The organism is Zooshikella harenae (genome assembly GCF_018837975.1).
Classification (GTDB): domain Bacteria; phylum Pseudomonadota; class Gammaproteobacteria; order Pseudomonadales; family Zooshikellaceae; genus Zooshikella; species Zooshikella harenae.
Map to the genome: position 1 here is coordinate 1 of NZ_JAGSOY010000051.1, position 26406 is coordinate 26406.

The 26406-nt window shown below is 37.9% G+C and carries 22 protein-coding genes; 13 read left to right on the forward strand and 9 right to left on the reverse strand.

Features of this window, described 5'->3' with window-relative positions; translation table 11 throughout:
- The first annotated feature begins 280 nt into the window (after positions 1-280).
- Positions 281-1054, forward strand: a complete 774-nt coding sequence (locus tag KCG35_RS17310; RefSeq protein ID WP_215821052.1) for a substrate-binding periplasmic protein — start codon at positions 281-283, stop codon at positions 1052-1054.
- A gap of 94 nt (positions 1055-1148) precedes the next feature.
- Here KCG35_RS17310 and KCG35_RS17315 read toward each other — a convergent pair whose 3' ends face one another.
- The 5 genes from KCG35_RS17315 to KCG35_RS17335 all read right to left on the reverse strand — a co-directional run bounded on the left by KCG35_RS17315 (position 1149) and on the right by KCG35_RS17335 (position 7262).
- Positions 1149-2414 carry an MFS transporter gene (locus KCG35_RS17315; RefSeq protein WP_215821053.1) on the reverse strand — a complete coding sequence of 422 codons (1266 nt, stop codon included), beginning with the start codon at positions 2412-2414 and terminating at the stop codon, positions 1149-1151.
- A 221-nt stretch (positions 2415-2635) separates the two neighbouring features.
- On the reverse strand, positions 2636-3376 hold the full coding sequence (locus KCG35_RS17320) for a helix-turn-helix transcriptional regulator (RefSeq protein ID WP_215821054.1): 741 nt from the start codon (positions 3374-3376) through the stop codon (positions 2636-2638).
- Positions 3377-3506: 130 nt separating this feature from the next.
- Positions 3507-4250, reverse strand: a complete 744-nt coding sequence (locus KCG35_RS17325; protein WP_215821055.1) for an SDR family oxidoreductase — start codon at positions 4248-4250, stop codon at positions 3507-3509.
- A 111-nt stretch (positions 4251-4361) separates the two neighbouring features.
- Positions 4362-5543 (reverse strand): SGNH/GDSL hydrolase family protein, encoded by a 1182-nt coding sequence (locus KCG35_RS17330; RefSeq protein ID WP_215821056.1) that lies wholly within the window; start codon positions 5541-5543, stop codon positions 4362-4364.
- Between the two features lie 633 nt (positions 5544-6176).
- Positions 6177-7262, reverse strand: a complete 1086-nt coding sequence (locus KCG35_RS17335) for an SGNH/GDSL hydrolase family protein (protein ID WP_215821057.1) — start codon at positions 7260-7262, stop codon at positions 6177-6179.
- 778 nt (positions 7263-8040) lie between these two features.
- Between KCG35_RS17335 and KCG35_RS17340 the strand changes: the two genes are divergently transcribed.
- From KCG35_RS17340 to tcdA, 7 genes are all read left to right on the forward strand, one after another.
- Positions 8041-8664: a PEP-CTERM sorting domain-containing protein gene (locus tag KCG35_RS17340; RefSeq protein WP_215821058.1), complete on the forward strand. Its 624-nt coding sequence runs from the start codon at positions 8041-8043 to the stop codon at positions 8662-8664.
- A 170-nt stretch (positions 8665-8834) separates the two neighbouring features.
- Positions 8835-9623, forward strand: a complete 789-nt coding sequence (locus KCG35_RS17345; RefSeq protein WP_215821059.1) for a substrate-binding periplasmic protein — start codon at positions 8835-8837, stop codon at positions 9621-9623.
- Positions 9624-10122: 499 nt separating this feature from the next.
- On the forward strand, positions 10123-10857 hold the full coding sequence (locus tag KCG35_RS17350; RefSeq protein WP_215821060.1) for a substrate-binding periplasmic protein: 735 nt from the start codon (positions 10123-10125) through the stop codon (positions 10855-10857).
- Positions 10858-11256: 399 nt separating this feature from the next.
- Positions 11257-12606 carry a sodium-dependent transporter gene (locus KCG35_RS17355; RefSeq protein ID WP_215821061.1) on the forward strand — a complete coding sequence of 450 codons (1350 nt, stop codon included), beginning with the start codon at positions 11257-11259 and terminating at the stop codon, positions 12604-12606.
- A gap of 409 nt (positions 12607-13015) precedes the next feature.
- Positions 13016-13759, forward strand: coding sequence for a tryptophan 2,3-dioxygenase family protein (locus tag KCG35_RS17360; protein WP_215821062.1), 744 nt, complete (start codon positions 13016-13018; stop codon positions 13757-13759).
- The gene (locus KCG35_RS17365; RefSeq protein ID WP_215821063.1) at positions 13759-14895 is read left to right on the forward strand and encodes an aminotransferase class V-fold PLP-dependent enzyme; all 1137 of its coding nucleotides are present in this window, start codon (positions 13759-13761) and stop codon (positions 14893-14895) included. The genes KCG35_RS17360 and KCG35_RS17365 overlap by 1 nt, the downstream gene beginning before the upstream one ends.
- Positions 14896-14962: 67 nt before the next feature.
- Positions 14963-15769 carry a tRNA cyclic N6-threonylcarbamoyladenosine(37) synthase TcdA gene (tcdA, locus tag KCG35_RS17370; protein ID WP_215821064.1) on the forward strand — a complete coding sequence of 269 codons (807 nt, stop codon included), beginning with the start codon at positions 14963-14965 and terminating at the stop codon, positions 15767-15769.
- A 5-nt stretch (positions 15770-15774) separates the two neighbouring features.
- On the opposite strand, the gene KCG35_RS17375 is transcribed toward tcdA, so the two are convergent.
- A complete protein-coding gene (locus tag KCG35_RS17375; RefSeq protein ID WP_215821065.1) occupies positions 15775-17484 on the reverse strand; it encodes a SufS family cysteine desulfurase in 1710 nt (569 codons plus the stop codon).
- A 204-nt stretch (positions 17485-17688) separates the two neighbouring features.
- Here KCG35_RS17375 and KCG35_RS17380 point away from each other — a divergent pair, with 204 nt between their 5' ends.
- The gene (locus KCG35_RS17380) at positions 17689-18135 is read left to right on the forward strand and encodes a VanZ family protein (protein WP_215821066.1); all 447 of its coding nucleotides are present in this window, start codon (positions 17689-17691) and stop codon (positions 18133-18135) included.
- A 37-nt stretch (positions 18136-18172) separates the two neighbouring features.
- Here KCG35_RS17380 and ubiT read toward each other — a convergent pair whose 3' ends face one another.
- The gene (gene ubiT / locus KCG35_RS17385; RefSeq protein WP_215821067.1) at positions 18173-18655 is read right to left on the reverse strand and encodes a ubiquinone anaerobic biosynthesis accessory factor UbiT; all 483 of its coding nucleotides are present in this window, start codon (positions 18653-18655) and stop codon (positions 18173-18175) included.
- A 141-nt stretch (positions 18656-18796) separates the two neighbouring features.
- Between ubiT and ubiU the strand changes: the two genes are divergently transcribed.
- The 3 genes from ubiU to KCG35_RS17400 all read left to right on the forward strand — a co-directional run bounded on the left by ubiU (position 18797) and on the right by KCG35_RS17400 (position 22578).
- A complete protein-coding gene (gene ubiU / locus KCG35_RS17390) occupies positions 18797-19795 on the forward strand; it encodes a ubiquinone anaerobic biosynthesis protein UbiU (protein ID WP_215821068.1) in 999 nt (332 codons plus the stop codon).
- Between the two features lie 8 nt (positions 19796-19803).
- A complete protein-coding gene (locus KCG35_RS17395; RefSeq protein ID WP_215821069.1) occupies positions 19804-20676 on the forward strand; it encodes a U32 family peptidase in 873 nt (290 codons plus the stop codon).
- Positions 20677-21714: 1038 nt separating this feature from the next.
- Positions 21715-22578, forward strand: a complete 864-nt coding sequence (locus KCG35_RS17400; RefSeq protein ID WP_215821070.1) for a DUF4123 domain-containing protein — start codon at positions 21715-21717, stop codon at positions 22576-22578.
- Positions 22579-22781: 203 nt separating this feature from the next.
- Here KCG35_RS17400 and KCG35_RS17405 read toward each other — a convergent pair whose 3' ends face one another.
- On the reverse strand, positions 22782-22964 hold the full coding sequence (locus KCG35_RS17405) for a PA3496 family putative envelope integrity protein (protein WP_215821071.1): 183 nt from the start codon (positions 22962-22964) through the stop codon (positions 22782-22784).
- Positions 22965-23115: 151 nt separating this feature from the next.
- Complete coding sequence (locus KCG35_RS17410) at positions 23116-23973, reverse strand: SIS domain-containing protein (RefSeq protein ID WP_215821072.1); 858 nt, start codon at positions 23971-23973, stop codon at positions 23116-23118.
- Between the two features lie 186 nt (positions 23974-24159).
- Here KCG35_RS17410 and uvrD point away from each other — a divergent pair, with 186 nt between their 5' ends.
- Positions 24160-26334, forward strand: a complete 2175-nt coding sequence (gene uvrD, locus KCG35_RS17415; protein ID WP_215821073.1) for a DNA helicase II — start codon at positions 24160-24162, stop codon at positions 26332-26334.
- Positions 26335-26406: the final 72 nt, after the last annotated feature.

The following is a 26406-nucleotide window of genomic DNA, read 5'->3' on the forward strand; positions in this document are numbered from 1 at the left end:
TCATTTCACGGAGATGGTATTCACTAAAACGAACGCTTATTAAAAAAGTCGGTAATGATTTGGTTGTGAGTATACAGTTAGCAAAATACCCACAAGCTTAACGAAGGGTTCGGCCAGGCATTCACTTTATCTACCTATTTATAGGTAATAATAGGTGCTGACCTATTTGCTTTTATTCTTTGCTGGAAGGGGATACTGACCAGTGCTAGTGTTAAGTTAGCCTTATTTTAATTACATTAGTAATGCATTGCATTGATAATCTTATTGCCGAGAATTGTTCATGATAACAAAGTTGAACAGCTCATTATCAATTAGTTTGTTTTCAATAGTATTTTCCTTTGTGATTTTACTGTCACCTGCTTACTGTAAAGAGCTTAAATTCGCTGCAACTGAATGGCCCCCTTATAGTGGTGCGAACTTAAAAGGTAATGGTTTTTCTCCTCAACTTATTAAAAAAATTTTTAGTAAAAATAAAGATGAAGTCCAGATATTAATATTGCCATGGGCTAGAGCCCTTAAAGGAACAATAGAAGGAGACTATGATGGTTTGCTTGATGTTTGGTATTCTGAGGAGCGAGCTCAAGAACTAAATTTTTCTGATCCTTATATGTATAATCGAATAAAATTTATTAAGCGTACCAATAGTGATATTACTTATAATAAATTTTCTGATCTAAAGTCTTATCGAATAGGAATTGTACGTGATTATGCATATAATAAAGAGTTTGATGCATCTAAAGAAATAGCTAAAATTTCTGAACGAACTTTTGCTATTAATTTTTATAAATTGTTACATCATAGGATAGATTTAACATTAGAAGATGAATTGGTTGCTCGACATGAAATTAAAAAAATATCTCCGCTACTGCTAAAAGAAGTAGTATTTTTACCTAAAGTATTATCTGAAAATAAATTACACGTAGCTTTTAGTAAAGAAAATAGAGCGCTTGTTGAAGTATTTAATAGTAGTCTTGAAAAAATGCAAAAAGATGGTTCTTTGCTGCAGTTAATGCTAGAACATGATTTTTTTATTGAGCCAAACCCGACTCTTTAATGCTTAAGTGAAATGTTGCTATGAAATAAAAAGCCGGACATGACTCCGGCTTTATGATCTTTTAAAATATTTATTGTGCAAAAAATAGCAGTAACTACGCGCGTTGTAGTTGTTGTGTATATGCTTGAGGACTGAATTTAACTATACAGAGTAGCGATATAACTGATACTACAGAAATATAAACACCTGGTAGTACTGGGTTATAGTTACTTAACATAAGATTAATGGTTGGTGTAAATCCCCCAAAGAGTACCAAGCATAAGTTATAGCTAATTGCTAACACAGTGGTACGAGTACTGACTTCTGTACTATCAACAAGTGAGATTGGCACACAAGAAAGAATGAGAGCTGCAATAATAGCCCATAGTAGTTGTGCTGAGAGTAAAGCGAATAACCCTGGTTGCTGCATAATATAATAAATTGGTGTTCCAGCAATAATGGCCAAGATAAAACCAGTACCCATCACTTTTTGCCAGCCTAAGCGATCAATTAATAGACCACAAACGGGCATAAGGCCTGTCAGTAATATTGCATTGAAAACAGGCAACCACAGTTTGACTTGGTCTGATACTGGCAGTCGTTTTACTAACATTTGCCCTGAAATATTATAAGTATAAAAAACAACCGCAGGCGCCATAATCATAATAAAGATAAAAATGATGCTGCGATAATGCTGTGTTAATGCCTCTTTGACAGGGGCTTTCGTAAAATGTGTAAGTTTCTTGCGCGCAGCTTGAAACTCAGGTGTTTCTAGTAATTTGAATCGATAATAAAGACATATTAGTAATGTAATGAAGCCAATGCCAAACGGTAAGCGCCAACCCCAGCCAATAATTTGTTCTTCTGTTAGCCAACTATTAAGCCCCATCATAACTAAGGTTGCCAGTAATACACCGCCAGTGGTTGAGATTTGAGCAAAGGTACCGTAAAGTCCCCGTTTCCCTGTTGGACTTGATTCTATTAAGTAAGTTACGAGTGCTGGGTATTCTCCTCCAATAGCAATGGATTGTATGACTCGTACTAACAGTAAAATTATAGGAGCAACAATACCCAGTGTTTCATAGGTTGGCATGAGTGCAATTGCTATCGATGTAAACGCTAAAATACCCCCAGAAGTGTACAAAGCAACTCGTCTTCCGTAAGCATCTCCTAAATGTCCAAATATTAAACCACCAATGGGGCGTGCTAAAAATGACATTGAAAAAATGGCTAATGTCATTAGTAAGCCAGAATTAAAATCTGTATTGGGAAAAAACAACTTAGTCAGCACACTGGATAGGCTTGCATAGACAACAAAATCAAGCCATTCGAAAGCATTTCCAGCAATAACCAGTGCTATTTGTCTTTTTGAAATTGACATATACTTCTTATCCTTCCTTGTCCCCAGCTTTAATGTTTAAAGCGTATTCACTGCTGATGAGAATCTGAATAATTACCATAATACAAGGCATTTGGTTGACTGAGTTTCTTCAGCATAATGCTTTATAGGAAACCGCCTTGAAGAAAACATACAATGTTCAGCAAACCTAGAATGTTTAAGCCTGAATTCCTATAAAACTAACATTGTAGGGTATAATAAAACTAAGCTTTCATTAAACCAATAGACTGACTTTTTTCCTTAAATTGAAAGTAAGCAGGGTGATCTTCTTTTAGTTTTGCATTGATACGATAAATAATAGCTTTTATGCCAATTTCACTTAGTCCTAATGAATTGGCCATTTCCTTAGTAGAGTATTTTAGATTAAGCAAATCCAGGCACTGTTTTTCTATGTGGGTGAGATTTAAGCTGTCAGCGGGTTGCTGAATTTTATTGTTAATAACCAGTTGATCACGTAGCGAAATATCTGGCTCTAAGTAGATCTTAGAGCCAGTCTCATCAATAATATTGTGTAGGCTATTTGCTAAAGTCTGCAATTTTTCTTGAAATAACTGGTAATTACTTAGAATGTTATCTAACACAACCTGCGCAGGCATGAGACTTCCAATGCTAAATAGCTGACAAAAATTTTCATGTTGAATCACAATATCGAGCTTGTATTTTAGCCCACTTTTGTGTGCAAGCCTGGTTTCAGAGCGAAGATGGTTATTAAGTGTCCAACTATGAAATCCAGGCTTAAGCCTGCCAATGACTTTGTTTTGTAAACCATACTCCCAGTATGCTCTAAACCAGTCAATATCCGTCCCAAAGCTAGCAATACCATGATCATAATGCACATAATTGTAAACTATCTGATTAATGGGTAGCCAGCTAAAGTGACGTATTTGCCATTGAGGCATGTATGTTGATGCTTTTATAAGTGGATGGTTGTTTTTAATAATCACGGATGATCCCTCTTTCCATAGAGTGGATTAAGTAACTCCTTTGAGTATGTTTTATGGCACTTTCAGCTTGTTATCACATTTGCTAGTACTATTGTTTAAATTGTCTGACACTACTATTTATTACCAACAATCACAAACCGCCTGTTAAATTCAAGAAGCTTCCAACACAGTAAGATGCTTTTTCTGATAAAAGCCATAAGATTGCTTCGGCAATTTCTTCAGAACTTCCACATCTTCCAAGAGGAATAATTTTATCTGCGTTGTTAAAGCGATCTGTATTTCCTGTATCGGCATGAATCTCTGTGCTTATAAAACCAGGGCGAACAGCATTGACTCTGATGCCTTCCTGAGCAACCTCCTTGGCTAATCCTTTAGTGAAAACATCAAGCGCACCTTTACTTGAAGCATAATCAACATATACATTTGGGCTGCCAGTAATCACTGAGCTTGAGCTGACATTGATGATACTACCACCATTACCCCCATGGCGAGTAGACATTCGTCTAATAGCCTGTTGAGCGCATAACATAGCACCAATCACATTTGTATTGAAAATACGTTGTAAGCGATCGGGGCTAACATCCACAAATGAGGATTGTAAATCTACAACACCTGCGTTATTCACCAACGCTGTCAGTATACCTAATGAATCAATTTCATTAAACATATGAATCACTTGGTCTGGACAACTTACATCAGCCTGGATTGCCCAAGCTTTACCACCGTTTTCTAGAATTTGTTTTTTTAACTGGATTGCTTTATCTTTTTGGGATTTATAATTGATGATTACATTGTAGCCTTGTGAAGCAGCAAGTAGTGCAGTTGCTGCTCCTATACCACGGCTGGCCCCTGTGATTAAAATAAGCTTATACATATTCTTCCTTAAAGTTACTAATATTAGAAATACTGACTAAAGGAAGGTGTTACTATAGCTTGATTCTATTAAAGTGCCTAACAGTAAAAAATAATTGTTTACTGTAAATAGTTAGTATGAACTGTAGTAATTAACATAGCGTTGTTGGATAAACTTGAAAATTTTATCAGCTAAAATCTTATGTGCTGCAGTTGTAGGGTGCACTTTATCCCAAAATAAATAACCTTCACAGCTTTCAGGTTTATCGCCTGCTAAATCAAGGTTTTTCTCTGCGCGTCTATCATGGGAGTAATAAACCTGTTGAGATGGAAGTGCATCTTGCATCATTGGGTTATTTGCGAGCGAAGAGTTCATGAGCAATTGATAGACTTCTTTTGCACTCATTTCATCGAGAGTCCTTGTCTGATTGCTTTCTGATGGAAAAGTAACGTCCTTAGCAATCATCTGTTGTGATTGGTAATAATTATTGAGAAAAGGTCGCCAAATGTAACCTTTTTTATAACATGCTTGATCTATGTGATGAAAACCGTAGTAAGTAGGTGTTTTCATTATATTTGAAAATTCATAAGCGATATCATACAACCTAACATGCTTGTAACTCCGAGTTTTAATTAATCGACGTAGCTTTTTATTGTGTTCTTCAGTGATTTCTTTAAGCTCATTGAATTTTTCCGGCTCATAGTGAATTGCAAAAGGGGTAGTACTCAACAAGGGTAGATTAAAAACTAAGACATTATTGGCTCCAGCCAATAAGACTTTAGTAATGAGTTGGTCGATTGCAAGCATAACGGTATCGCTGTCGCGCCAGCCATTTGTCATATAATCATTAGCACCAGCCCATATGACTACCAAATCATTGGCTTTAAATTGATAGTTTTTTGTATATTGATTGAACTCAAAGTCAAGATTGTTAATAACCTGATAAGTAGGATTCCATGAATCTTTTTCATATGCAGCAGCGGTTGCTCCACCTTCAGCTTCATTGATAATTTCAATCTGATTAGTATACTTTTGCTGCAGCTTTTCTTTTAAATAATCCACCCAGATTGGGCCATCTGAAAACCGACCCTCATGGTAAGGGGGGCTAGAAGGTAACCATCCTTTAGACTTTTGATACATTTTCCCGGTATCACTTAAACTGTCTCCGAATATGATAATACGATCGATTGTTAATCCGGCTTGTGCGTAAAAACTCACTAGGAATAAAAAACATCCCAGTAAATACTTGAAATGTTGGATTCTATTTTTAATTATATCAATATGTAGCATCATGATACTTGTTTTTATTTTCATAAATAAAGCTATTTTAAATAGTTAGTAGTAGCGTAAATAGATACTTCGCTAAGTATCATTGAAACTGTAAGCAACTTGTGTTGATGACATGAATGCATAGGTTTTCTTTGCAGTGACTGCTTTTACATTATTCGAGCTATCAGAATACCTATTGAATAAACTGGAAGATTAATTTAATTGCATGAAAAAAAGAATATCTAAACTTGTTAAAATTTATAAAGTTAAAACCACTTCAATAAAAATAGATTACCTTCTTAGGCAATCTAAGTTTTTTTAAAAGAAATGAAGTGGTGTATAGAAATATATAATTAGGGCTGCTATCATCTATAATTTAATTTAAATGATAGAATTAGCTAAAACTAATTTTACATCAAACGTTAGAGGTGCCCTTTAAGTATCAATGAAAGTTGAGCATTGTATTGTAATTACTAAGAATTGCACTTATTACTTGAAATCAAGTATGCCTAGCACTGTTTAAAAACTATCTAGTCTAGATTAAAAGAGGTAATCATTTAGAAGCAAACCCGTACAGCTAGGTTTGCAAGTGGAATGTTACGATGTTGTAAGAGATAGGGGCACAAGACTATCCAGATAACTACTCAGGTAAACATAAGGACTTTGTGCTGTTATGTTTTAAAGCATTGATTCGAATAAGTATGCATAAAATTCGTTTGCTAACGTTTTGTGTGTTGTTGTGGTTGGATGAATTTTATCCCAAAATAAGTAGCCATCACAGTTTTCTGGAGCGTCACCTGCAGGTTCAATTCTTTGGGGACCTGATTTCTTGCTTTGTATACGTGGTAATGCATCTTGAAGCATGGGGTTGTTTGTGAATGCAGGGTTTTGAAACAAAAGTGCTAGCTCTTGAGGCGTCATTTGATCAATTGGCTTTAATGCTAAATACTCTGAATGATAATCATCAATGTAGGGCATCGTTTTTTTACCTTTGATGAAAGGTCTCCATAGATAGCCTTTTGTGTAACATGCTTGTGTTGTATTCGTTAAGGCATATTGTTCTGGATTACTCATCATATGCGCTAATAATGACTCCACATCAAACAGTTTTACCTTGTCACTATCGTATTTTTTTACGAGTTGAAGTAAACGGCTATTGTGTTCTTTTGTTATCTTAGCGAGTTCGTTTAATTTGTTGGGAAACTTTTTTTTGGCATGTGGTGTACTGTCTAATCGAGGTAAGTTAAACGCAATAACCTGGTGAGCACTACTATTTATGGCATGATTCAGTAAGTTATCGATAGCAGATAATACAGTACTCACACTTTCTTGTTTTTGGTTTAAGTAGTCATTACCACCTGCCCAGACTATGACTAAATCTCCAGGTCGGAAATAATCTTTGCTGAGAAACTGGGATAATTCATTGCTTAATGTATTGATGAAAAGGGTTACAGGGCTATTGGTAATGTCATACGCAGCAGCTGTCGCACCTCCTTCAGCTTCGTTAATTATGGATATTGGCATATTATCTTGCATCAGTTTGCTTTTTAGGTAGTCAACCCAGACAGGGCCATCAGAAAATCGACCATCATGATAAGGTGGGCTAGATGGAATCCATTTCAGTGACTTTTCAAACATTTTCCCTGTATCACTTAAGCTATCTCCAAAAACGATAATACGACTAATCGTTTGTTGCATTGCTAATGCAGGATTTAAAAAGGCGATTGCGGTAGTAATAAGCAGGAAGTGTATTAGTTTTTTCATATCGTTATATTTATGTAGTTATTTTTAGTTATGAAAATAGGTTTTTTTATAAGGTATACTTTAGTATCGATTAAATTGTAAACAATTATTAGTGATGAAATTATGTAATAAGTTATCTCCTTTAAAAGTGGGAAGTAAGTTGTTTATTTTATGCTTCCATTATTATTGACTTACAGCTTTAAAAGCTTGCCAATGATAAATTACATTAAATGAGAACTATTAACAAATTATTGATTATTTATGTAAGGGAGGTATACAAGAAAAGAAGGCTACATTTGTTGAACTTCAATCGCTATGAAGACCCAGTATGTAAAGAGTTCATGTTTTTAAGTCATGGCTTTGGGTATGTATGGGTGTTGGTATTTTTTACAGGTAAAAAATACTTAATTTGGCTAAAAAATAATCAAAAAATTATAACTCAGATTATTAACAAAGACTTCTGTGATGAGCGTAACAAAATAGTATACCTTATATTAGAGTATATTTATGTTCTAATTTTACAGTTTTGATACACTTTTCAGTAGTGATTGTTGGCAGAGAAAAGATTGTTGGCAGGCTTTAAATAAAGATAGTCGTAAGGTCTATTTTTTTTGTAATAATATCAACGTGTTGTATATGCATTAATGTTTATTCCTAGAGTCACTCATTTTTTTAATCAATATTCATGAATGTGGCATTTAGATTGCTAATTAGAAATAGCAATGAGAAATCTACCACTTATTTGATTAAATACTAAACAGTAGATTAAGTCGTGTTAAGCAGTAAACAAGGAATAATCATGAAAAAAATCGTGAGTGCAGTTGCTTTAGCCGTATGCTGTATTGGAAGTGCGCATGCTGGTTTACTTTCTGTTGAAGGTGGGGTAACTACACGTTTACCGGGTAGTCATAATCCGAATACAGGAGAAACCAGGCCAGGAATGACTGTTATTCAGGGAGCTAATATAAAAGCAACTGCAGCAGTTAAACTGACTTATACGTATCTTGGCTATGAAGCATCATGGCGTAATATATTTGGCTCTGTTGGCGGGACGTTTATTAATAAAACAACCGCGAAAGGTACAGAAATTACAGAAGTATTATCTGATACTGGATGGCTGGACTTCAATTTCAGAACACCGAAAGGCACTGTTAAAAATGGTTTAAATAACAGTGCTGGTTCATTTAAACCATCTTTCTTTGTTTCTTATGCGGGTCAAAATAGTTACTACATTGGTTTAAATGATGATGGTGGAAGTATTGATCGTGATTATGATGATATGATTTTGAAGGTAACAGCTGTTGCCTACAATTGTCCTAATCCACCAAAGCCTCCTAAACCACCTAAGCCAGTACCAGCTCCAGCACCTATAGTTCTTTTAGGATTAGGTTTGCTTGGAATTTCCCTTAGGAAAAAGAAATAATATCTGAATTGATGTTACATAAAAAAACCCGCTTAAGTGCGGGTTTTTTGTTATGAGGGTAGAAAAGCTATACTAGCATTACAAAGGTAATCTTTTAATGTCTATTTGATTGTATCCAATACAGTGGGTGGGTATATAAGTTGATAGTATTGATGAGCTAACCTCCAACTATGAAACTACTTGTTGCCCTGTGCTTATTCTGCACAATAATCAGTGTAGCTACACATGCTTATGATTTGTCTATTGCTGTAGCAGAATGGCCACCTTACTATTCTAAGAATAATATCAATGACAGCATACAACAGAAGCGTATTTCTGAAGTACTGAACCGTCAGCACATTAAACACACATATATTTGGCTGAATAACTGGGTTGCTGTGTATAATCAGACTCTGGCGGGCAAATTTGATATCTCTGCAGGCTGGATCTGTAGTGAAAAACGAGCAAAGGATTACTACTTCTCATTCCCTATAAGTATTATTGATCAATATTTCTTCCATTTGAAAGAATATCCATTTAGCTGGAATGGCTATGAGGATTTAAAAGCTCATCAACCGTTTGGTATTACAACAGGTTATGACTACGGTAACGAGTTTGCCGATGCAGTAAAAAAATATTCGTTGGAATTGAAAGAAGTAAGAATTGAACGATTAGTATTCAATTTACTGTTGAAAAAACGAGTCAACGTTGTACCGCTTAATATGGAAAATGCTATGTCTATCTTGGAAAGGTATTACTCAAAAGAGAATGCAAAAAAGATAACCTTTCACCCGAAGCCTTACCAACGAAGTTATTTACATATCATTGTTTCCAGGTCAAACCCTCAGGCGGCAAAAATACTGAGGCTCATCTATAAACTTTTTCATGAGCAGAACGATGTAATGGGGAAAAAAGTTGGAACCCCCCTATTTAGTGATGTGTGCCCTAATCGCTATCAGAAAGACTGGGTAATTGATTAGCTTAATAATCTGGCTATTCCTTTAGTCAGTAATTGTTATACCTTTCTTTAAATATTTTTAGCGAGAATGGCTTCATTAAAAAACTTTGTTGCCGTTTATATCGCCAATTGTTATATAAAAACAAATTTTAGTGTGATGCTTGTCACATATATTGGTTTTCCTGCGTGCTCAACCGTTTTCATTTCGGAAATTACATAATTAAATCACGGGCCTTGCTCATTTAAATGTGAACTGATTCCGGTGAAAATAGGCACCAGAAAAATTGAGTAGATAATTTCATCAGCTTTGCTGGTTGTTAAGCATCGATGTCGGTGAAGCTCTCTATCCTTAAGTTAAAGGGTATCCACCTTATTTAATGTCATTTGAACGTATGATGCCTCTGGTGATGATCATGCTAGTGGGTATTTTATGGGCAATGATGAGTGGGTTTAAGTTTTGGTAAGAATAGAATGCTTATCAAATTTAATGTCGTTAGCGCGGTAGTATGTGGGACTAAGATATGCGAACAAAAGTAATAGCACTAAGTTTACTCGTTTTGTTAAGTGGGATAAGCAATGCGCAGACTATTCAATTAGTTACAGAGCCATTCCCTCCACTAAATATGACTGTTACATACAGTACGTTTGGTAAAAACGAAAAAGTAACAGGTTTTGCCACTGAGATTGTTCGGGAAATGTTCAATCGTGCAAATGTTGATATGGAACTGACATTATACTCTAACTGGGATCGTGGCTATAAAAAAGCAGTTAAGAAAACAAATTATGGTATTTACTCTGCTTTCCGTACACCAGACAGAGAAAAAGATTTTAAATGGGTTGGCCCTTTGTTTAAAGAAGAGTGGATCCTATTGGCGCCTAAAGACTCTGCTATTAAAGTCACTAATTTACAAGATATGAAAAAATACCGTATTGGTAGCTACGAGGATGATGCTATTTCTGAATTTTTAGAAAAGAAAGGCATTAAAGTAGAAAAAGCTCATAACGATGTAGTTAATGCAACAAAAATCAAACTAAACAAGATTGATGCTTGGGCTACAAGCTCACTGTCAGGTCCATTCATTGCTAAGCGTCATAAATTAGATGACTTGGTTGTTGTTTATACTTTTAATAGTAGTGGCCTTTGGTTAGCAATGAATAAATTTACAGATGATGAAACGATTAACCAATTAAATGCATCTTTAAAGCGCATGGAGCAAAATGGAAGCATTGAAAAAATAATAAATAGCTACTTATAAGATCTGTTTTTGCTCCATCAGTAAGCATAAATCCTCCTTATATTTCATGGAAGTGTAAGGAGGATATCCTCCCCCTCTCTAGTTGCTATACAGCATAGAATCAGATTTTCATTGAGCATTTTTGTGTGATTAAGTTGTAGATTTTCTGTTTAAAAGCTGTGTATAACTTTGTGGTTTGATTGCCTACCTCAATGTTTGAGCTGAGTAAATCTTCTAGTTGTCATCTACCTCATTCAATCTTACTTATTAAGTTACTCAATTCAGCTACTAAGTATCTATACCCTTTGCTATGGGTATACAAACGTATGTCATTGCATTTTGTTGGTTACATGGTAACTTGCCACGTCTTTTAATGGTTAATTGTTAGCATATGCTTTCATTACAAATAGGGTTGAAGTTGTGGGTGAAGTACGCGAACAGTTTAAAAGCCGGTTCGGGTTTGTCATGTCTGCAGCCGGTGCAGCAGTTGGCTTAGGAAATATTTGGGGTTTTCCAACACGAGCCGCAGAAAATGGTGGTGCAGCATTTTTGCTGGCGTATGTCGTGCTAATCGCAGTACTTGCATACCCTATGCTGGTTGTTGAAATTACGATAGGTCGTTTTGGCCGTTCTAACCCTTGGGATAGCTTACGAATGCTGGATCGTCGTCGTATTAGCTTGTGGCTTTCAAGCTTGGCGGGTTTAGGAACTATCCTTGTACCTACATTAGTGATGACGTTTTACTGCATAGTAGCTGGTTGGTTCTTATGCTATATGTTGGCTCCAATTGCTAATCTGTTACAGTTGACCACCATTGCTGAGTGGCTGACTGGTTTTAGCATTTCACGTAATCTTGTTTCTTCCGCAGTCTTTTATATTTTGACGATTGCTATTGTGCAAAGTGGGGTACGTAATGGAGTTGAGAAGTGGTCTCAACGGCTTATGCCTGCTTTATTTCTCCTGTTTGCGGCACTCATTGCATACTTATTGACATTACCTGGAGCTTACCAGGGTTTATCTATGTATCTCATTCCTGATACCCAGAAACTTTGGGATTCAGAGCTGTTAATCAGCGCGATGGGCCAGGCTTTTTTCTCCCTGACAATAGGGGGGGGATCTATGATGGTTTATGGCTCTTATTTGGCTAAGAAAGAAAATATTCCTAAGATGGCTATGCAAGTGACAGCCATTGATACCTCCGTTGCTTTTATTGCCGGTTTACTGATTCTGCCAGCGATGTTTGTGGCAATGAATCATGGTGTACAGATTTATGGAGATAACGGTGAGTTATTAAGTTCAGATACCTTGGTTTTTGCTGTACTCCCTGCACTATTTGAAACAATGGGAGGCATAGGTAGTTTATTAGCTGTTGCATTCTTCTTATTAATGACCTTGGCTGCCCTGACTTCATCTATATCTATGCTTGAAGTGCCTGTAGCACTGATTCAAGAAAAAACACAACAAAAACGTAGCTATATCTCCTGGGGACTAGGTTTGTTGGCACTATTAATCAGTACCCTGATTATTTTTAACTTTAAGCAGTTATTTGGTTTAGTGATTGTTATATCAACGGAATATATGCAACCACTTACGGCACTGGTGACTTGTATTTTGGGGGCTTGGTTGTGGAATAGACAGCAAGTCATTGCTGAGCTGAAGCAGGGCTATCCGGAGTTGATTACTGGCTTTTTCTGGAAGATATGGCCATGGTATGTCCGCATTGTATGTCCATTGCTTATTGTGCTGGTAATTGCAAACACCTTATTTTAAAAACTCAGGAAGGATAACCCCAGGCCTGTTAATCTAAGTTTTGATGTATGTGTGTGATTGGCAGCATAGAGGCTTAACAGGCCACATTATTAAATACTATAACCACATTTTGATTATTGTCTTATTTGCATGCTTGGGGCTTTTTATCTAGAGTGTTTTCGTGGTTTAACACAATAATAAATATAACGAACATCTAATAAGATGAGCCCCTTATGAGTGTAACACGTGGTTATACACTTGCTGAGGCAAGCAGCCAAAGCCTCTTACCTAATACATCTTCTCTTTGGGTAACCATTGATCCCGCATTAGTTCTTTTTTTCCCTTGATTCCTCCTCCATTGCACTAGCAAAAGCGCTTACCAAAAAACAACTATTAAACGTATAAAAAATAAGGTCTTGGAGGTTTGTATATGGATCGTCAGCACTATTATCAGTTGATGCAAGGTGAAGGTGAGTTAGATTATGAAGTCTACTTACAGACGCAACGTTTACTGACATGCCAAAAACCCTATGATGAGTTTTGTAACCGTGATGAGTTAATGTTTCAGATTGTTCATCAAGTTCAAGAGCTATGGATGAAGCTCATTGGTTTTACACTATTAGAGATTGATGACTTTCTTGCTGAACAGCACACCAACCGAGTATTAACGCTCTTTGGGCGGGTTTATAAACTGCAACAGCAAATGATCAATGGTCTGTCTATTTTAGAAACCATGTCGCCCAAGGAATACCAGGTGATTCGTTTGCAATTGGGTAATGGTAGTGGACAAGAGTCTCCTGGTTTTCGCAGCTTACTAAAAATGGCTCCACAACTGTGGAAAAGTTATGAGCAGTACTATTTAAAACCTTCTAAGTTATCAATAGAGCAAGTTTACGACTCAGCTTACAGTCATGATGATGCTTATGTTATTGCAGAATCACTTGCAGAGTTTGATGAACAATTTAGGCTATTTCGATTTCGCCACCTATTGCTTATCGAGCGAAGTATTGGTTTGGGTGCTAAGTCATTAAAAGGGCGTTCTGTTGGCTTGCTGGAAAAAGGAGTACAACACTATTTTTATCCTGCACTATGGGAAATCCGTAACCAAATGACGGACTCCTGGGGGGGGGAGTATGGTGTTAAGCGACCTTCAATTAGCGATGGTGAAAGTTAATGAGTTACCGACAGTCATTTTATGTACCAGAAGGCCTCTACTTTCTTAATCACTCTGTAGGGGCTAAGACTAAAGCAAGTGACTTAGCTGAACAGGAGTTCAGCCAGCAATGGCGTGAGCTGGGTAATGCGGCATGGGGGCCATGGCTGGTTAGCTTACAGGGGTTTCGTGATGCAGTAGCAGATCTATTTAATTGTGAGTCTCACGAAGTTTGTCCACAGCTTAATGTGAGTGCAGGGCTAAGTAAGCTCATCGGTGCTTTACCTCGGCGTTCAGGACGTAATGTATTGTTGCTTTCTGAGTTGGATTTTCCGTCAATGGGATTTGTTGCTAAGCAAGCGGCTACGTTTGGTTATGAAGTGAAGCTTGTTCCGGCCAGTGATGGAGTGGTTGCTGTCGAAGACTGGCAGCAATGTATGGATGAGCATGTTCAGCTAGCGTTATTTACCCATGTTTTTTATGGTAACAGTTATCAACAGCCTGTAGAGCAATTAACGAAGCTTGCTCGAGAAAACGACATTTGGTCTGTGGTTGATGTTGCGCAGTCAGCAGGTATTGTTCCTATTGATTTTAAACAGTGGCAGCCAGATGCTGTCATTGGTTCATGCGTAAAATGGTTATGCGGAGGGCCTGGCTGTGGCTACTTAATTCTTAAGCATGATCGCCTTTCTCTTCTTGAGCCAACGGATGTAGGTTGGTTTTCTCATCAGGACCCGTTTGAGTTTGATATTACTCACTTCGCCTATGCTAATGATGCGCTGCGATTTATGGGGGGAACGCCAAGCATTCAATCATTTGCTGTAGCAGCTTCAGCTATACGTCAATTAACGGCTATTGGCCTGTTAAAAATCAGAGCGCATAACCTGTATTTGGGCGATGTGCTCATTGAAGCAATGGAGGCAAATAATTTGAAGGTGATAACACCAAAGCCTATGGAGCAGCGAGGAGGGACTATTTGTATTGCTATGGCACAGCCAGAAGTAGCGGTTGACAGCTTAAAGCAGAAAAATATTGCAGTGGATTATCGTCCGCGTTTTGGTGTGAGGGTTTCCCCTCACATCTATAATACAGGTGCTGAGTTAGAGCAGCTAATCGCAGCCATCCTACAGCTTGATTCTGCAGTAACAGGAAGTTGACTGTGGGTATCAATCGTCAGGGATGACGGTATAATTAGCAGCTTGGATAATTAGCACGCACTGTACGATGAATAAAGACGTATTTGATCAAAGGTTTTCTGGTATAACACGCTTGTATGGTGAGCAAGCAACTAACAGCATTGTTAATGCTCATATTTGTGTCATTGGAATTGGTGGTGTTGGTTCCTGGGCCGCAGAAGCATTGGCGCGAACAGGTGTTGGCAAACTTACCTTAATCGATTTAGATGATATTTGCGTTACTAATACCAATCGCCAAGCACACACCCTGCAAAGTACTGTAGGTCACAGCAAAGTTGCAGTGATGGCGGAACGTATACGACAGATTAATCCTGAGTGTCAGGTGGAAGAAGTCGATGATTTCATTACTGAGGAAACCCTTGAAGAATATATCTCAACTGATTTCTCTGTAGTAATTGATGCGATTGATAGTGTTAAAGCCAAAGCGGCACTTATTGCTTTTTGCAAAAGACGAAAAATTCCTATTATTGTGACTGGTGGAGCGGGTGGGCAAAAAGATCCAACACAAATTACCTACGGTGATTTAAGCAAAACATACAATGATCCGCTCTCTGCCAAAGTGCGCTCTCTGTTAAGAAGAAACTATAACTTTAGCCAAAACCCAAAACGACGCTTTAGTATTGAATGCGTTTATTCCACTGAGCAACTTGTTTATCCACAGGCTGATGGTTCTGTTTGTCAACAAAAGTCCTTACAAGAAGGCAGTACCCGACTCGACTGTGCCAGTGGCTTCGGAGCTGTGACGATGGTTACTGCGGCTTTTGGGTTAACTGCCGCAGCTCGTGCAATAGAAAAGGTTTTAAAAAGAGCAAAAAATATATCGCAATTGTTGTAGCCACTTTAATGGTTAATGGTTAGATAATCTTGTGCTATTTGCTGAATAACATTGACAATACTGTTTAAACCATTACTTCTTGATGGGCTTAAGTGGTGAGCTAAATCTAGCGTAGAAAATAACTGCTGGAAATCAGAGGCAAGAATATCTTCAGGCGTTTTATTATTTACATGGCTTATGACCAAGGTAAGTAAGCCTCTTAGAATTCGTGCATTACTATCTGCCCAAAACTGCAGTGTTTTATTTTGAACATTGAAATCAGAGACTAGCCATACCTCGCTCTCACACCCTGATACTCGATTATCTTCAATTTTATATTCTGTAGGCAATGGTGGTAACAGTTTGCTATTTTGCATAATAAGACGATAGCGGTTTTCCCAGTTTTTTTGTGCTAAGAGTTTGGAGGCTATTTGTTGGCTGTCTAATGATAGAGGCTGTAAATCCTTTGAGGAAGGATACGCGGTTTCAGAGTGTTTTTCTTCTGAATGTTTTAATATGCTATTAAGAGATTCCACTAACCAATCAATTTCTTGCCGGGTGTTATAAAAAGAAAGAGAAATACGTAACGTTCCGGCAATTCCTAAATATGCCATCAGAGGCATTGTACAGTGATGTCCAACTCTAACAGCAATACCTTTTTGATCGAGTAACATACCGATGTCTTGAATATGTTCATGGGAAAATGTCAGTGCCACAATGGGAATGTTCTTGGATTGATCTGTTGAAATTGTTGGAGTAATAATATTTATCCCTGGAATTGTATTTAGTGTCTCTTGTAGATAATTCATTAATTGATGTTCATAGGTTATTAATTGTCTACGATCAAGCTTTTCAAGATAATCAATTGCGGCACCTAAACCAATTGCGCCTGCGATATTTGGCGTTCCAGGTTCAAACTTGAAGGGAAGTTGATTGTATGTTGTTTTTTCAAAACTAACTTGCTGAATCATTTCTCCACCTGTTTGCCAGGGGGGCATAGCTTCAAGCAAATTATAACATCCATACAGTACACCAATACCCGTTGGACCATACATCTTGTGGCCTGAAAAAACGTAAAAATCACATCCTAGCTGTTGTACATCAATAGGAAAATGTCCCACGGCTTGTGCACCATCGACAACTGTAGTGACTTTATGTTGTTTAGCGAGCTTACAAAGTGCTGCAATATCATTGACCACGCCAAGTGCGTTGGATACATGCGTTAAAATCAGTAAACGGGTTTTTTCTGAAAAATGTTGTGGCAAAGTATGAGGATCGATATGTAGTGTATGACTGAGAGGTAAGATTTTAAGTTTTGCTCCAGTTTGTTGAGCAACTATTTGCCAAGGAACAATATTCGCATGATGTTCAAGTGGTGATATTAGTATCTCATCGTCTTTTTGTAAGGTTGATAACCCATAGCTTTGTGCAATCAGGTTTAAGCTTTCTGTGGCACCTTTGGTCCAGATAATCTCCTCTGGTCGCGTAGCGTTAACAAAGCGTTGAACTTTTTTGCGAGCATTTTCAAAGCGTTGGGTGGCGACACTACTTAAGTAATGGCTTGCACGATGAACATTGGCATTACTCTGTTGATACACATCGACTTCGGCTTGTATAACTGAAGTAGGCTTATGGGTTGTAGCGGCATTATCAAAATAAACTAATGGGTGCCCATGTACGGAATGGAGCAATCCAGGGAAATCTTGTCGTACTGCGTTAACGTTAAATAAGCTCATAAAGTCAGTCTGTTATTGTTCCTATGGGTTGAAAGGCAGTTTAATGTGTAGTTGCAATTTTTGGAAGTTTACCTTTAGTAATCATTAGAAATTAAATGAGAGTTTAATTGTTATTTCTAAGGTGCGTATCTATTCTTCGAATTATATCTATTGCCATAGATATTTTTCCTCCTAATTTGATTTGGTATTCAATAATAGATATTCATGATTAGGCTTATTTTTTTGCTTTTTTCTTGTTTGGTTATTTGGGTTATATATTGTGCAGAGCAAGGTACATTACCGTATGCTTTGTATCGTATTTACAAGTTTCCTGGTGGGGATAAGTTAGGGCATTTTTTAGCAATGGGTTTTATTGTTTTAACACTGGTTGCTAATGCTTTAGGTGTTTTAAAACAGTATCGTATTTTCTGTGTTATTCTCATTTCAGTGATAACGGCTATTTATGCAACATATGCTGAATTTTCCCAACAACATATTATTTATAGGACTTTTTCATACTATGATTTAATGAGTAGTTATTTAGGTATAATAATTTTAGGAATGATTCCAAGCATTATGTTAGCCCAAGCTCGTTTTAGGAATGAGTGGGCTACGGTTTTTTATTGGATTAATTTAAGAATTAAGTTGATTTTGATCAAAGCTAATTCTTAAGGGTACCACGAAAAAAAGTGTATTTTAAGCGGTGCCATTAAGCCTGTGGTTGCGGGAAAGTCGTAGACAACAGTTGAATGATATGTCCAAGTGGAAAGCCAAGTTTGTCTAGTTCAATGGTATCAAGTATATTTTTGAAGCCATGGCTGAGTGCAGTATTACCTTCCAGTAAAAGTCGGCGTTGGAAAAATAATGTATCAGGATCAACCTGTTGAGTGATTAATGCAATCGCATCAGTTAACTTGCAGCTGATACTGGCATCTGCTTTTCCTTTGTCTTGCACGATACAACGCTGAGCGTGTGGGTTATAACTTAAAAAATAGTTTAAATCACAGTCCAAGAGTTTTAGCTCGATCCACTGATCCTCAAGAAAGTCAAGTTCCCCTTCATTGACTACAGAATGCAGTAAGTGATTAAGAAGCTTTTCTAAAACATGTGTTTGTAAAGCCGTTGGGCATAACTGCACAGGTTTTGTTAGAAGTGCTGCATGTTTCTCAAGCGCTGTAAACAATAAGTTCATGGAATAATAGCTATCTTCGTTGTCATCAGTAGTAGTCCAATCTAGGAAACCTGCAAAAGAATTGCGTTGATATCAATCAACTGTAGTGTGAGCAGACTATGTTACTTTGCTGAACATTTTCCTGCTGCTTAAGGTGTCCATATGTTAGAGCTTGTGTGTCCTGCGGGTAATTTGCCTGCCTTAAAAGCAGCTGTTACTCATGGGGCTGATGCTGTTTATGTTGGGTTTCGAGATCAGACCAATGCACGTCACTTTCCGGGTTTGAACTTTTCTACAGGAAAGTTAGAAGAAGGTATTCAGTTTGCCAAGCGACAGGGCACCAAAGTCTTTCTGGCATTAAATACTTATCCACAAGGAGCACAAATTAGGCCTTGGTTACAAGCAATTGATAAAGCGGCATCGATGAATGTGGATGCTTTAATCATTGCTGACTTAGGGCTTATGGCTTACGCACATCAGCACTATCCTCACTTACCACTTCACCTGTCAGTGCAAGGTTCAGCAACACATCCTCAAGCATTGCATTTTTACCAGAAGACATTTGGCGTTAAACGAGCTGTTTTGCCAAGAGTCTTATCAGCCAAGCAGGTTGCACAGGTGGTAGCCAATTCAGCGATTGATATTGAAGTATTTGCGTTTGGTAGCTTATGTATTATGGCCGAAGGACGTTGTCACTTGTCGTCTTATTTAACAGGCGAGTCTCCCAATAAAAATGGTGCTTGCTCTCCAGCACATCATGTGCGTTGGGAGCCTCAGGAACAACATCTTGATGTACGCTTGAATGGTGTGCTTATTGATCGCTATCAGCCAGATGAGCCTGCTGGTTATCCTACTTTATGCAAAGGACGTTTTCAGGTTAACCAGGAAACATTTCATGTATTAGAGGAGCCAACCAGTTTAAATACATTAAGCCTGTTGCCAGCGCTTTATCAAATGGGGGTGAAAGCGGTAAAGATTGAAGGACGTCAGCGTAGTCCAGCGTATGTGGCTAATGTTGTGCGTATTTGGCGTGAAGCGATTGATCAGCTTAAAGTAAACCCAGAGGGCTTTCTTGTTCAGGAGCTGTGGGCTCAACAGCTATGTAAGCTGTCTGAGGGGGTGCAAACAACATTAGGTGCTTATTCACGGCCATGGCAATGAGAAATGATATGAAACTGTCTTTGTCTGCAATACCTTTCTACTGGCCAAAAGGGGAGGTTGTTCAATTTTATGAGCAAGTTGCTACAAGTGTCGTAGATTACATTTATCTTGGTGAAACTGTATGTGCTAAGCGTAATGAGCTGTCATTAGAAGATTGGCTGATAATTGCTGATAGTTTGCAAGAGGCTGGTAAGCAAGTCTATTTATCGAGTTTAGCACTTGTGTGTGCAAATAGTGACTATAAGCTGATAGAGCGTGTTTGTAATGCAGGCATGATGGTTGAAGCGAATGATATGGCTGCTGTCTCCTTGTTATGTGAAATGCAAGTGCCTTTTGTTATAGGTAGCAGTATTAATATTTATAACCATCTCAGCTTGTCTGTATTGCTGAATAAAGGACTTATCCGCTGGGTTCCTCCGGTTGAAATGTCAGGTCAACAGATTAAAGAAACATTGTTTGAGCTTGATAATACACAGCAAGAGCGTCCTGAGGTTGAAGTTTTCAGTTATGGATGGTTACCCTTAGCTTTTTCAGCTAGATGTTTTTCTTCAAGAGCAAAAGGTGTTCAAAAAGATAACTGTCAGCGTAATTGTTTAGATGATCCAGAGGGGCTAAAAGTCCAAACCAGAGAAAAAGATCAATTATTTACACTGAACGGTATTCAAACCCTGTCTGGTAAAAAATGTAATCTATTACCATTAATGAGTTCATTAAGAGCAGCTGGTGTAGATGTGGTTAGAGTGACTCCTCAACATGAAGGAACGTTAGAGGTGATACATGTTGCGCAACAAATTTTGGGTGGGAGTGAGGCTAATGACCTGGCTGAAGATGAATGTAATGGTTATTGGTATGGTGCTCCTGGCTTGATTGTAACAGGGTAATGCATAATGCATGTATAACAACACTCGTTATGCGTACGAAGTAAAAATGACCTCTAAAATAAATAGTGTTTTTGGGTTAATCGTTAAAGCAAAAACGTAGAGAACAGAAATAAAACATATGCTTTATTTCTGTTCTCTAGAGTATTATATTGATAGACTTGTAAAAAGTATGTTGTAAAGATTTTAGAATATTATATTGACAGGTGTTGTTATTTTTATCGGTTTTTTGCTAAGGGAAAAGTATCTCCGTTGCATTGAATATGCATGTTGCTTTTATAATTATTATAACCGACCTGCAGCGCTTTTAGATAAAGTAAAATGGATACCGCAAGTCTTACAGTCGTAGACATTCCCTGGGATTTCATCTCTTGGTGGCCACCTCTAAAAATGCACTTATTCATGATAGCTGTGTTAACGTTATACTCATGGCCCTGCTAGCATTAATACATATTAAAAGCTGCTATCGCTAAACATGCCATAGCAGTTTAGATCTCATGTATTCCTTATACACTGTGGTTATCCGTGCAGTGCTTCCTTGTTCTCACAAATAAACTCTATTTATAGAGGGGGCCTAATAGTTAATCCAGAGTAATGCACCTTTTATCTGAGTAGTATGTTTTTATAATATACGTATAATGTCTTATATATAAAATATAGCTATGCTTATGCAAAGAGATAAAATATTTTAGTACATACGAGGTATTGGGAAGAACGTTTTTACATATTGAGATATGCTGATTGTAGGTGTTGTTATGTAAGATACACTAAGTGGTTTTGTATCATACAAATATAATAAAAAGTATTGAAAACCTGTTGTTTAGCTTGGAGTCACTACTTGACTTGACTTGACATGGCATAGTTTATAAGTTGTGCTACGCTATTCAAGGTTAGTGATTTTAAGATGATCATATGCTGTATGGTATGACTTGTATATAAGTAAAGATCAATAAGAGAAGTAAAAGGGATCAAACCAATTCTGTTTGCAGATAACATGATCAAATAAAAGCAAACACGCATAATATGCCAATGGAGGGAGTGATGCTGCTCGTTGCCTATCGGGAGAAGATGTCTGCAGCAATAGAAGAAGAGGGGGCAGACAACCTATATTTTGTATTAGACTCAGCTTGTGAGCCTGAATTGCCTGATAAAATATGGGAACTTGATGATAACTTTAACCCACAGTGTGAATCATTATTTAGAGGAACCACTGCAGAAGACTTATTTGCACAAGCACCTTACTTAATTAAGTTGGAACCTGATAGCACACTATATGAGTGGCTTCTTAATAAGTCTTGTCAGGAACCACTAGGCTTTTTTGCTTTTTGTTCAGAAAATATTGCTGCTTATTTTGTGCACTTACAACGTGTACTGGAGTTTATTTTACCTAATAAACATTGGGTACATATTCGGTATTATAATCCTACATTATTAAGATTATTGAGTCGTACCTTAGCATGTTACCAACTTAATCAATTAATAGGTCCAGCTACACGGTTAATTGGTGCAGATTTGATAACTAATGAGCTTTTTGACTTATCTAAGGATGGTCATAATGCTGATATTTATGAAACAAGAACCTCACTCGTGATTAGCCGTCAACAGTTTTCTATGTTGATCAGTCAGGCTTTAGCTTATGCACTAACGCAGTCTATACAAAATAATTTTAAAAATGAATTAGGTGAGGGGATGACGAGCAAGACAATAGTGCTTTTTAATAAATTAAAAAAAGCATCAAGTACTGTTGATAGTGACTCACTTATTGAGCTTGGTTACATAAATAGCTTAGTAGAGTTTTTGACTCCTATTAGTGCGGAAAGCACTATTTTGAGTCAGGCTATCTTGAATTATTGGGAAAAAGTTCGCATTACGGGCAATGGTATTTTACTTAATAGTGTTGCTTAAAAAGTATTAATAACAATAGTTGCTCTATATGCATCTATTGTTATACCCATTTACGAATGACTTTTAGAGAGTAATTCGCATTCTATAAAATGTTAGTCACTTATTTTTTTATAAGCTTCTTCAATTTATCATTTGGTGCGCCCTATAAGTTATTCGCAGAGGGTATATAGAATAAGTTTGTGAGCGATGCTTAAATCTTTTTATTAGTTACCCTTTCCCCAATAGTCATCACCAATTAGCGAATTTAGACGTTTGTTTTCAAAGTAGTCTTCAATGGCCCTCCGTGCTAATAGAGAACGTTGAGATGATTTTTCTCGGTTGGATTTAACAGCGTGTTGCGTTGAAAATTGATTATTATTGTTAGTTTCAGTTGCTTCAATACGCATAGCCGCACCTTTCTGTTGTATCGTATCGTTATTGGTAAGATGCAATATTCAGATGACGAAATTATGAAATTAAAGTGACAACCTCAAGAAGAAAAGTGGTAAATATCAATGTTTAATACTACTTCCTAGAAAAGTGTTTTGATAGTGTGAGTTATTTCTCTTTTTTGTTTAAGCGTAACGTTCTTAAGTTTTCTTTAATTTGTTTTAGTTGGTTATTGATTTCTGGTTCTTTTGTTAATGCTACACCCATCGCTAACATATCTATGACAACCAAGTGAGCGATTCGAGATAACAAGGGGGTATAGCGGTCTGTATCTTCCTGAATGCCAATATCTAATACCCAGTCAGCAAGTAAGGCGAGAGGACTATGTTCTGGACATAAGCCAATCACTTTGGCTGATGTCTGTTTTACTAACTGTGTTGTTTGTAATAAAGCATCTGTTCTTCCCGTTTGAGAAATAACCACTACGGTGTCATCAGCGCTCAGTGTGGCAGCAGACATTGCCTGCATATGAGGGTCTGTATAGGCGGCGCAGTGCTTAATCAGGCGAAAAAGTTTATGTTGAGCATCTTGCGCAACAATGCCAGATGCACCAAAGCCATAAAACTCAACACGTTCACTGCTTGCCAACCTGATAATAGCTTGTTCGGCTACTGCGGGGGAAACGGTGTTTTTGGCTTTTAGTAAACTTTCAATGGTGTTATCGAATACTGTCTCCAATGTAGCAGGTGTGTATGTTTGTTGGAGACGGTAGGCTCCAAAATTACTGTGTTGCGCCAGATTTTGGGCTAACTGTAGTTTAAAATCCTGGAAGCCTTTACAACCAATTGCTCTGCAGAAGCGTACAACAGTAGGTTCACTCACTTCTGTCGCCAATGCAAGATCAGCAATACTCAGATGGATCGCAGCAGATGGATGTTTTAGTACATATGTAGCGACTTTTTGTTCAGACTTTCTTAACGCTGAAAACTGTTGTCTGATTTGATTGAGTAGGCTGCTCGACTGCATTATCAAACTCATTCCTATTAACAATGTAGTAATACTACAAAATTCTTATATTAAACGACAATTATCACGCTTCGTGTCATGTTGCACTCTTTACGAGAAGAAACTGGTCAATATGGTCAAAAGAAGCGAAAATGGGCTGATTTCTGGCGATTCAAGCGACATAGCTAAAGGTTTTTTCCACTGCTTATGGATATTTCTCATATACTGAATGACTTAAATGACGCACAACGCGAAGCAGTTACCACTACAGCAGATACTGCACTGGTACTAGCGGGAGCAGGAAGTGGTAAAACACGGGTGCTAGTCCATCGGATTGCTTGGTTAGTGCAAGCTGTTGGTCTCTCTGCACACAGCGTGTTAGCAGTGACATTCACCAATAAAGCTGCAGCAGAAATGCGGTCGCGGATTGAGTCATTACTTAATATTCCAGCAAGAAGTATGTGGGTAGGCACCTTCCATGGTATTGCACACCGTTTATTACGGGCGCACTGGCAACTAGCAGGTTTGCCTGAGCAATTTCAAATTATGGATAGTGATGATCAGCTTCGTTTGATTAAACGACTGATGAAAGAGATGGGAATAGATGATAGCAAGTGGCCTCCACGACAGGCGCAGTGGTTTATCAATAACAAAAAAGACGACGGGCTGCGTCCAGAGAATATTGAAGATTATGGTGATCTACAAACCCGTACATGGCTGAAAATATATACAGCTTATGAAGCCACGTGTCGAGCCGGAGGGTTGGTTGATTTCGCAGAATTATTGTTACGGTCTCACGAACTATGGCTAAAACAGCCAGAACTACTGAAGCATTATCAGCAACGCTTCTCGCATATTCTTGTTGATGAGTTTCAGGATACTAATGCTGTGCAGTATGCATGGCTTAGGGTTTTGGCTGGTCAACAGGCAAGTGTGATGGCGGTGGGTGATGATGATCAGTCAATTTATGGATGGCGTGGTGCAAAAATTGAGAATATACGGCAGTTTAGTAATGACTTTCCAAAGGCTGTCACAATTCGTCTGGAACAAAATTACCGCTCAACGAATACTATATTAAAAGCAGCTAATGCTTTAATTGCTCATAATAATGATCGCCTTGGTAAAGAGCTTTGGACGGCCGGTGATGATGGCGACAAAATTAATGTATATGCTGCTTATAATGAGGTCGATGAGGCACGCTTTATCAGTGAGCAGATTCAAGCTTGGGTCGATGAGCATGGCTGCTATAAAGATATTGCAATCCTATATCGCTCAAATGCTCAATCCCGGGTTCTGGAAGAAGCATTACTGCGTTCAAGTATCCCCTATCGCATATATGGTGGTCAGCGCTTTTTTGAGCGCGCCGAAATTAAAAATGCACTGGCTTACCTTAGACTATTAAGCAATCCTTCTGATGATACAGCCGTTGAGCGTGTTATCAATGTGCCTGCAAGAGGGATTGGCGACAAAACGGTACAAGTACTCCGAAATTTTGCCAGAGAGCAACAGTTGTCTCTGTGGCAGTCTGGTCAGGAGGTTATTGTACGTAAACTGCTTCCTGCACGTGCATCCAATGCACTTCAACAGTTTTATATGCTTGTTGAAACAATGCAACAAGCCACAAAAGGTTTACCGTTGCATGAACTAACAGATCATGTGATCGCTGTGAGTGGTTTGATTGAACACCACCGTAAAGAAAAAGGTGAGAAAGGACGTGCCAGAATTGAAAACTTAGAGGAGTTAGTGACTGCAACTCAAGAGTTTGACCCTGTGGAGGCTATTCCTGATAGTGAGGATGAGCTGAGTCCTCTTGCACTGTTTCTTGACCATGCGGCATTAGAGGCTGGAGAAACACAAGCAGCTCAGTATGAAGACAGTGTGCAAATGATGACCTTTCACTCTGCTAAGGGGCTTGAGTTTCCATTGGTGTTTATGGCTGGGTTGGAACAAGGCCTTTTTCCACATGCAATGTCGCTGGAAACATCTGATGGAATGGAAGAAGAGCGGCGGTTATGTTATGTGGGGATTACACGCGCTATGCAACAACTGTATCTCACATATGCTGAAACTCGTCGCCTACATGGTACTGAAAACCTGAATAGGCCATCTCGTTTCCTGAAAGAAATACCCAAAGAATTGCTACAGGAAGTACGTCTTACCACTAAGATTTCTCGACCCGTCTCGTTAACTGCTAAGCCTATGAAAGCTTCAATACCAGATACAGCGTTGGCGCTTGGACAACGAGTAATGCATAGTATTTTTGGTGAAGGGATTATTTTGAATTATGAAGGTCAAGGTGCTCAGGCGCGTGTACAAGTGAACTTTGATCGTGAGGGCGTTAAATGGCTAGTGGTCTCATATGCAAAACTAGAGGTTATTTAGCGATTAATGACCACTTCATTGAATTACTGCTTCACGTTCAGTAATGAGCAAGGTACATTTATATATACCCAA

What these genes read in the sequence shown, in the direction of transcription:
- KCG35_RS17310 (WP_215821052.1), top strand. Translation starts at nt 281, where the DNA reads ATGATAACAAAGTTGAACAGCTCATTATCAATTAGTTTGTTTTCAATA.
- KCG35_RS17315 (WP_215821053.1), bottom strand. Translation starts at nt 2,414, where the DNA reads ATGTCAATTTCAAAAAGACAAATAGCACTGGTTATTGCTGGAAATGCT.
- KCG35_RS17325 (WP_215821055.1), bottom strand. Translation starts at nt 4,250, where the DNA reads ATGTATAAGCTTATTTTAATCACAGGGGCCAGCCGTGGTATAGGAGCA.
- KCG35_RS17330 (WP_215821056.1), bottom strand. Translation starts at nt 5,543, where the DNA reads ATGAAAATAAAAACAAGTATCATGATGCTACATATTGATATAATTAAA.
- KCG35_RS17335 (WP_215821057.1), bottom strand. Translation starts at nt 7,262, where the DNA reads ATGAAAAAACTAATACACTTCCTGCTTATTACTACCGCAATCGCCTTT.
- KCG35_RS17340 (WP_215821058.1), top strand. Translation starts at nt 8,041, where the DNA reads ATGAAAAAAATCGTGAGTGCAGTTGCTTTAGCCGTATGCTGTATTGGA.
- KCG35_RS17345 (WP_215821059.1), top strand. Translation starts at nt 8,835, where the DNA reads ATGAAACTACTTGTTGCCCTGTGCTTATTCTGCACAATAATCAGTGTA.
- KCG35_RS17350 (WP_215821060.1), top strand. Translation starts at nt 10,123, where the DNA reads ATGCGAACAAAAGTAATAGCACTAAGTTTACTCGTTTTGTTAAGTGGG.
- KCG35_RS17360 (WP_215821062.1), top strand. Translation starts at nt 13,016, where the DNA reads ATGGATCGTCAGCACTATTATCAGTTGATGCAAGGTGAAGGTGAGTTA.
- KCG35_RS17365 (WP_215821063.1), top strand. Translation starts at nt 13,759, where the DNA reads ATGAGTTACCGACAGTCATTTTATGTACCAGAAGGCCTCTACTTTCTT.
- tcdA (WP_215821064.1), top strand. Translation starts at nt 14,963, where the DNA reads ATGAATAAAGACGTATTTGATCAAAGGTTTTCTGGTATAACACGCTTG.
- KCG35_RS17375 (WP_215821065.1), bottom strand. Translation starts at nt 17,484, where the DNA reads ATGAGCTTATTTAACGTTAACGCAGTACGACAAGATTTCCCTGGATTG.
- KCG35_RS17380 (WP_215821066.1), top strand. Translation starts at nt 17,689, where the DNA reads ATGATTAGGCTTATTTTTTTGCTTTTTTCTTGTTTGGTTATTTGGGTT.
- ubiT (WP_215821067.1), bottom strand. Translation starts at nt 18,655, where the DNA reads ATGAACTTATTGTTTACAGCGCTTGAGAAACATGCAGCACTTCTAACA.
- ubiU (WP_215821068.1), top strand. Translation starts at nt 18,797, where the DNA reads ATGTTAGAGCTTGTGTGTCCTGCGGGTAATTTGCCTGCCTTAAAAGCA.
- KCG35_RS17395 (WP_215821069.1), top strand. Translation starts at nt 19,804, where the DNA reads ATGAAACTGTCTTTGTCTGCAATACCTTTCTACTGGCCAAAAGGGGAG.
- KCG35_RS17400 (WP_215821070.1), top strand. Translation starts at nt 21,715, where the DNA reads ATGCTGCTCGTTGCCTATCGGGAGAAGATGTCTGCAGCAATAGAAGAA.
- KCG35_RS17405 (WP_215821071.1), bottom strand. Translation starts at nt 22,964, where the DNA reads ATGCGTATTGAAGCAACTGAAACTAACAATAATAATCAATTTTCAACG.
- KCG35_RS17410 (WP_215821072.1), bottom strand. Translation starts at nt 23,973, where the DNA reads ATGCAGTCGAGCAGCCTACTCAATCAAATCAGACAACAGTTTTCAGCG.
- uvrD (WP_215821073.1), top strand. Translation starts at nt 24,160, where the DNA reads ATGGATATTTCTCATATACTGAATGACTTAAATGACGCACAACGCGAA.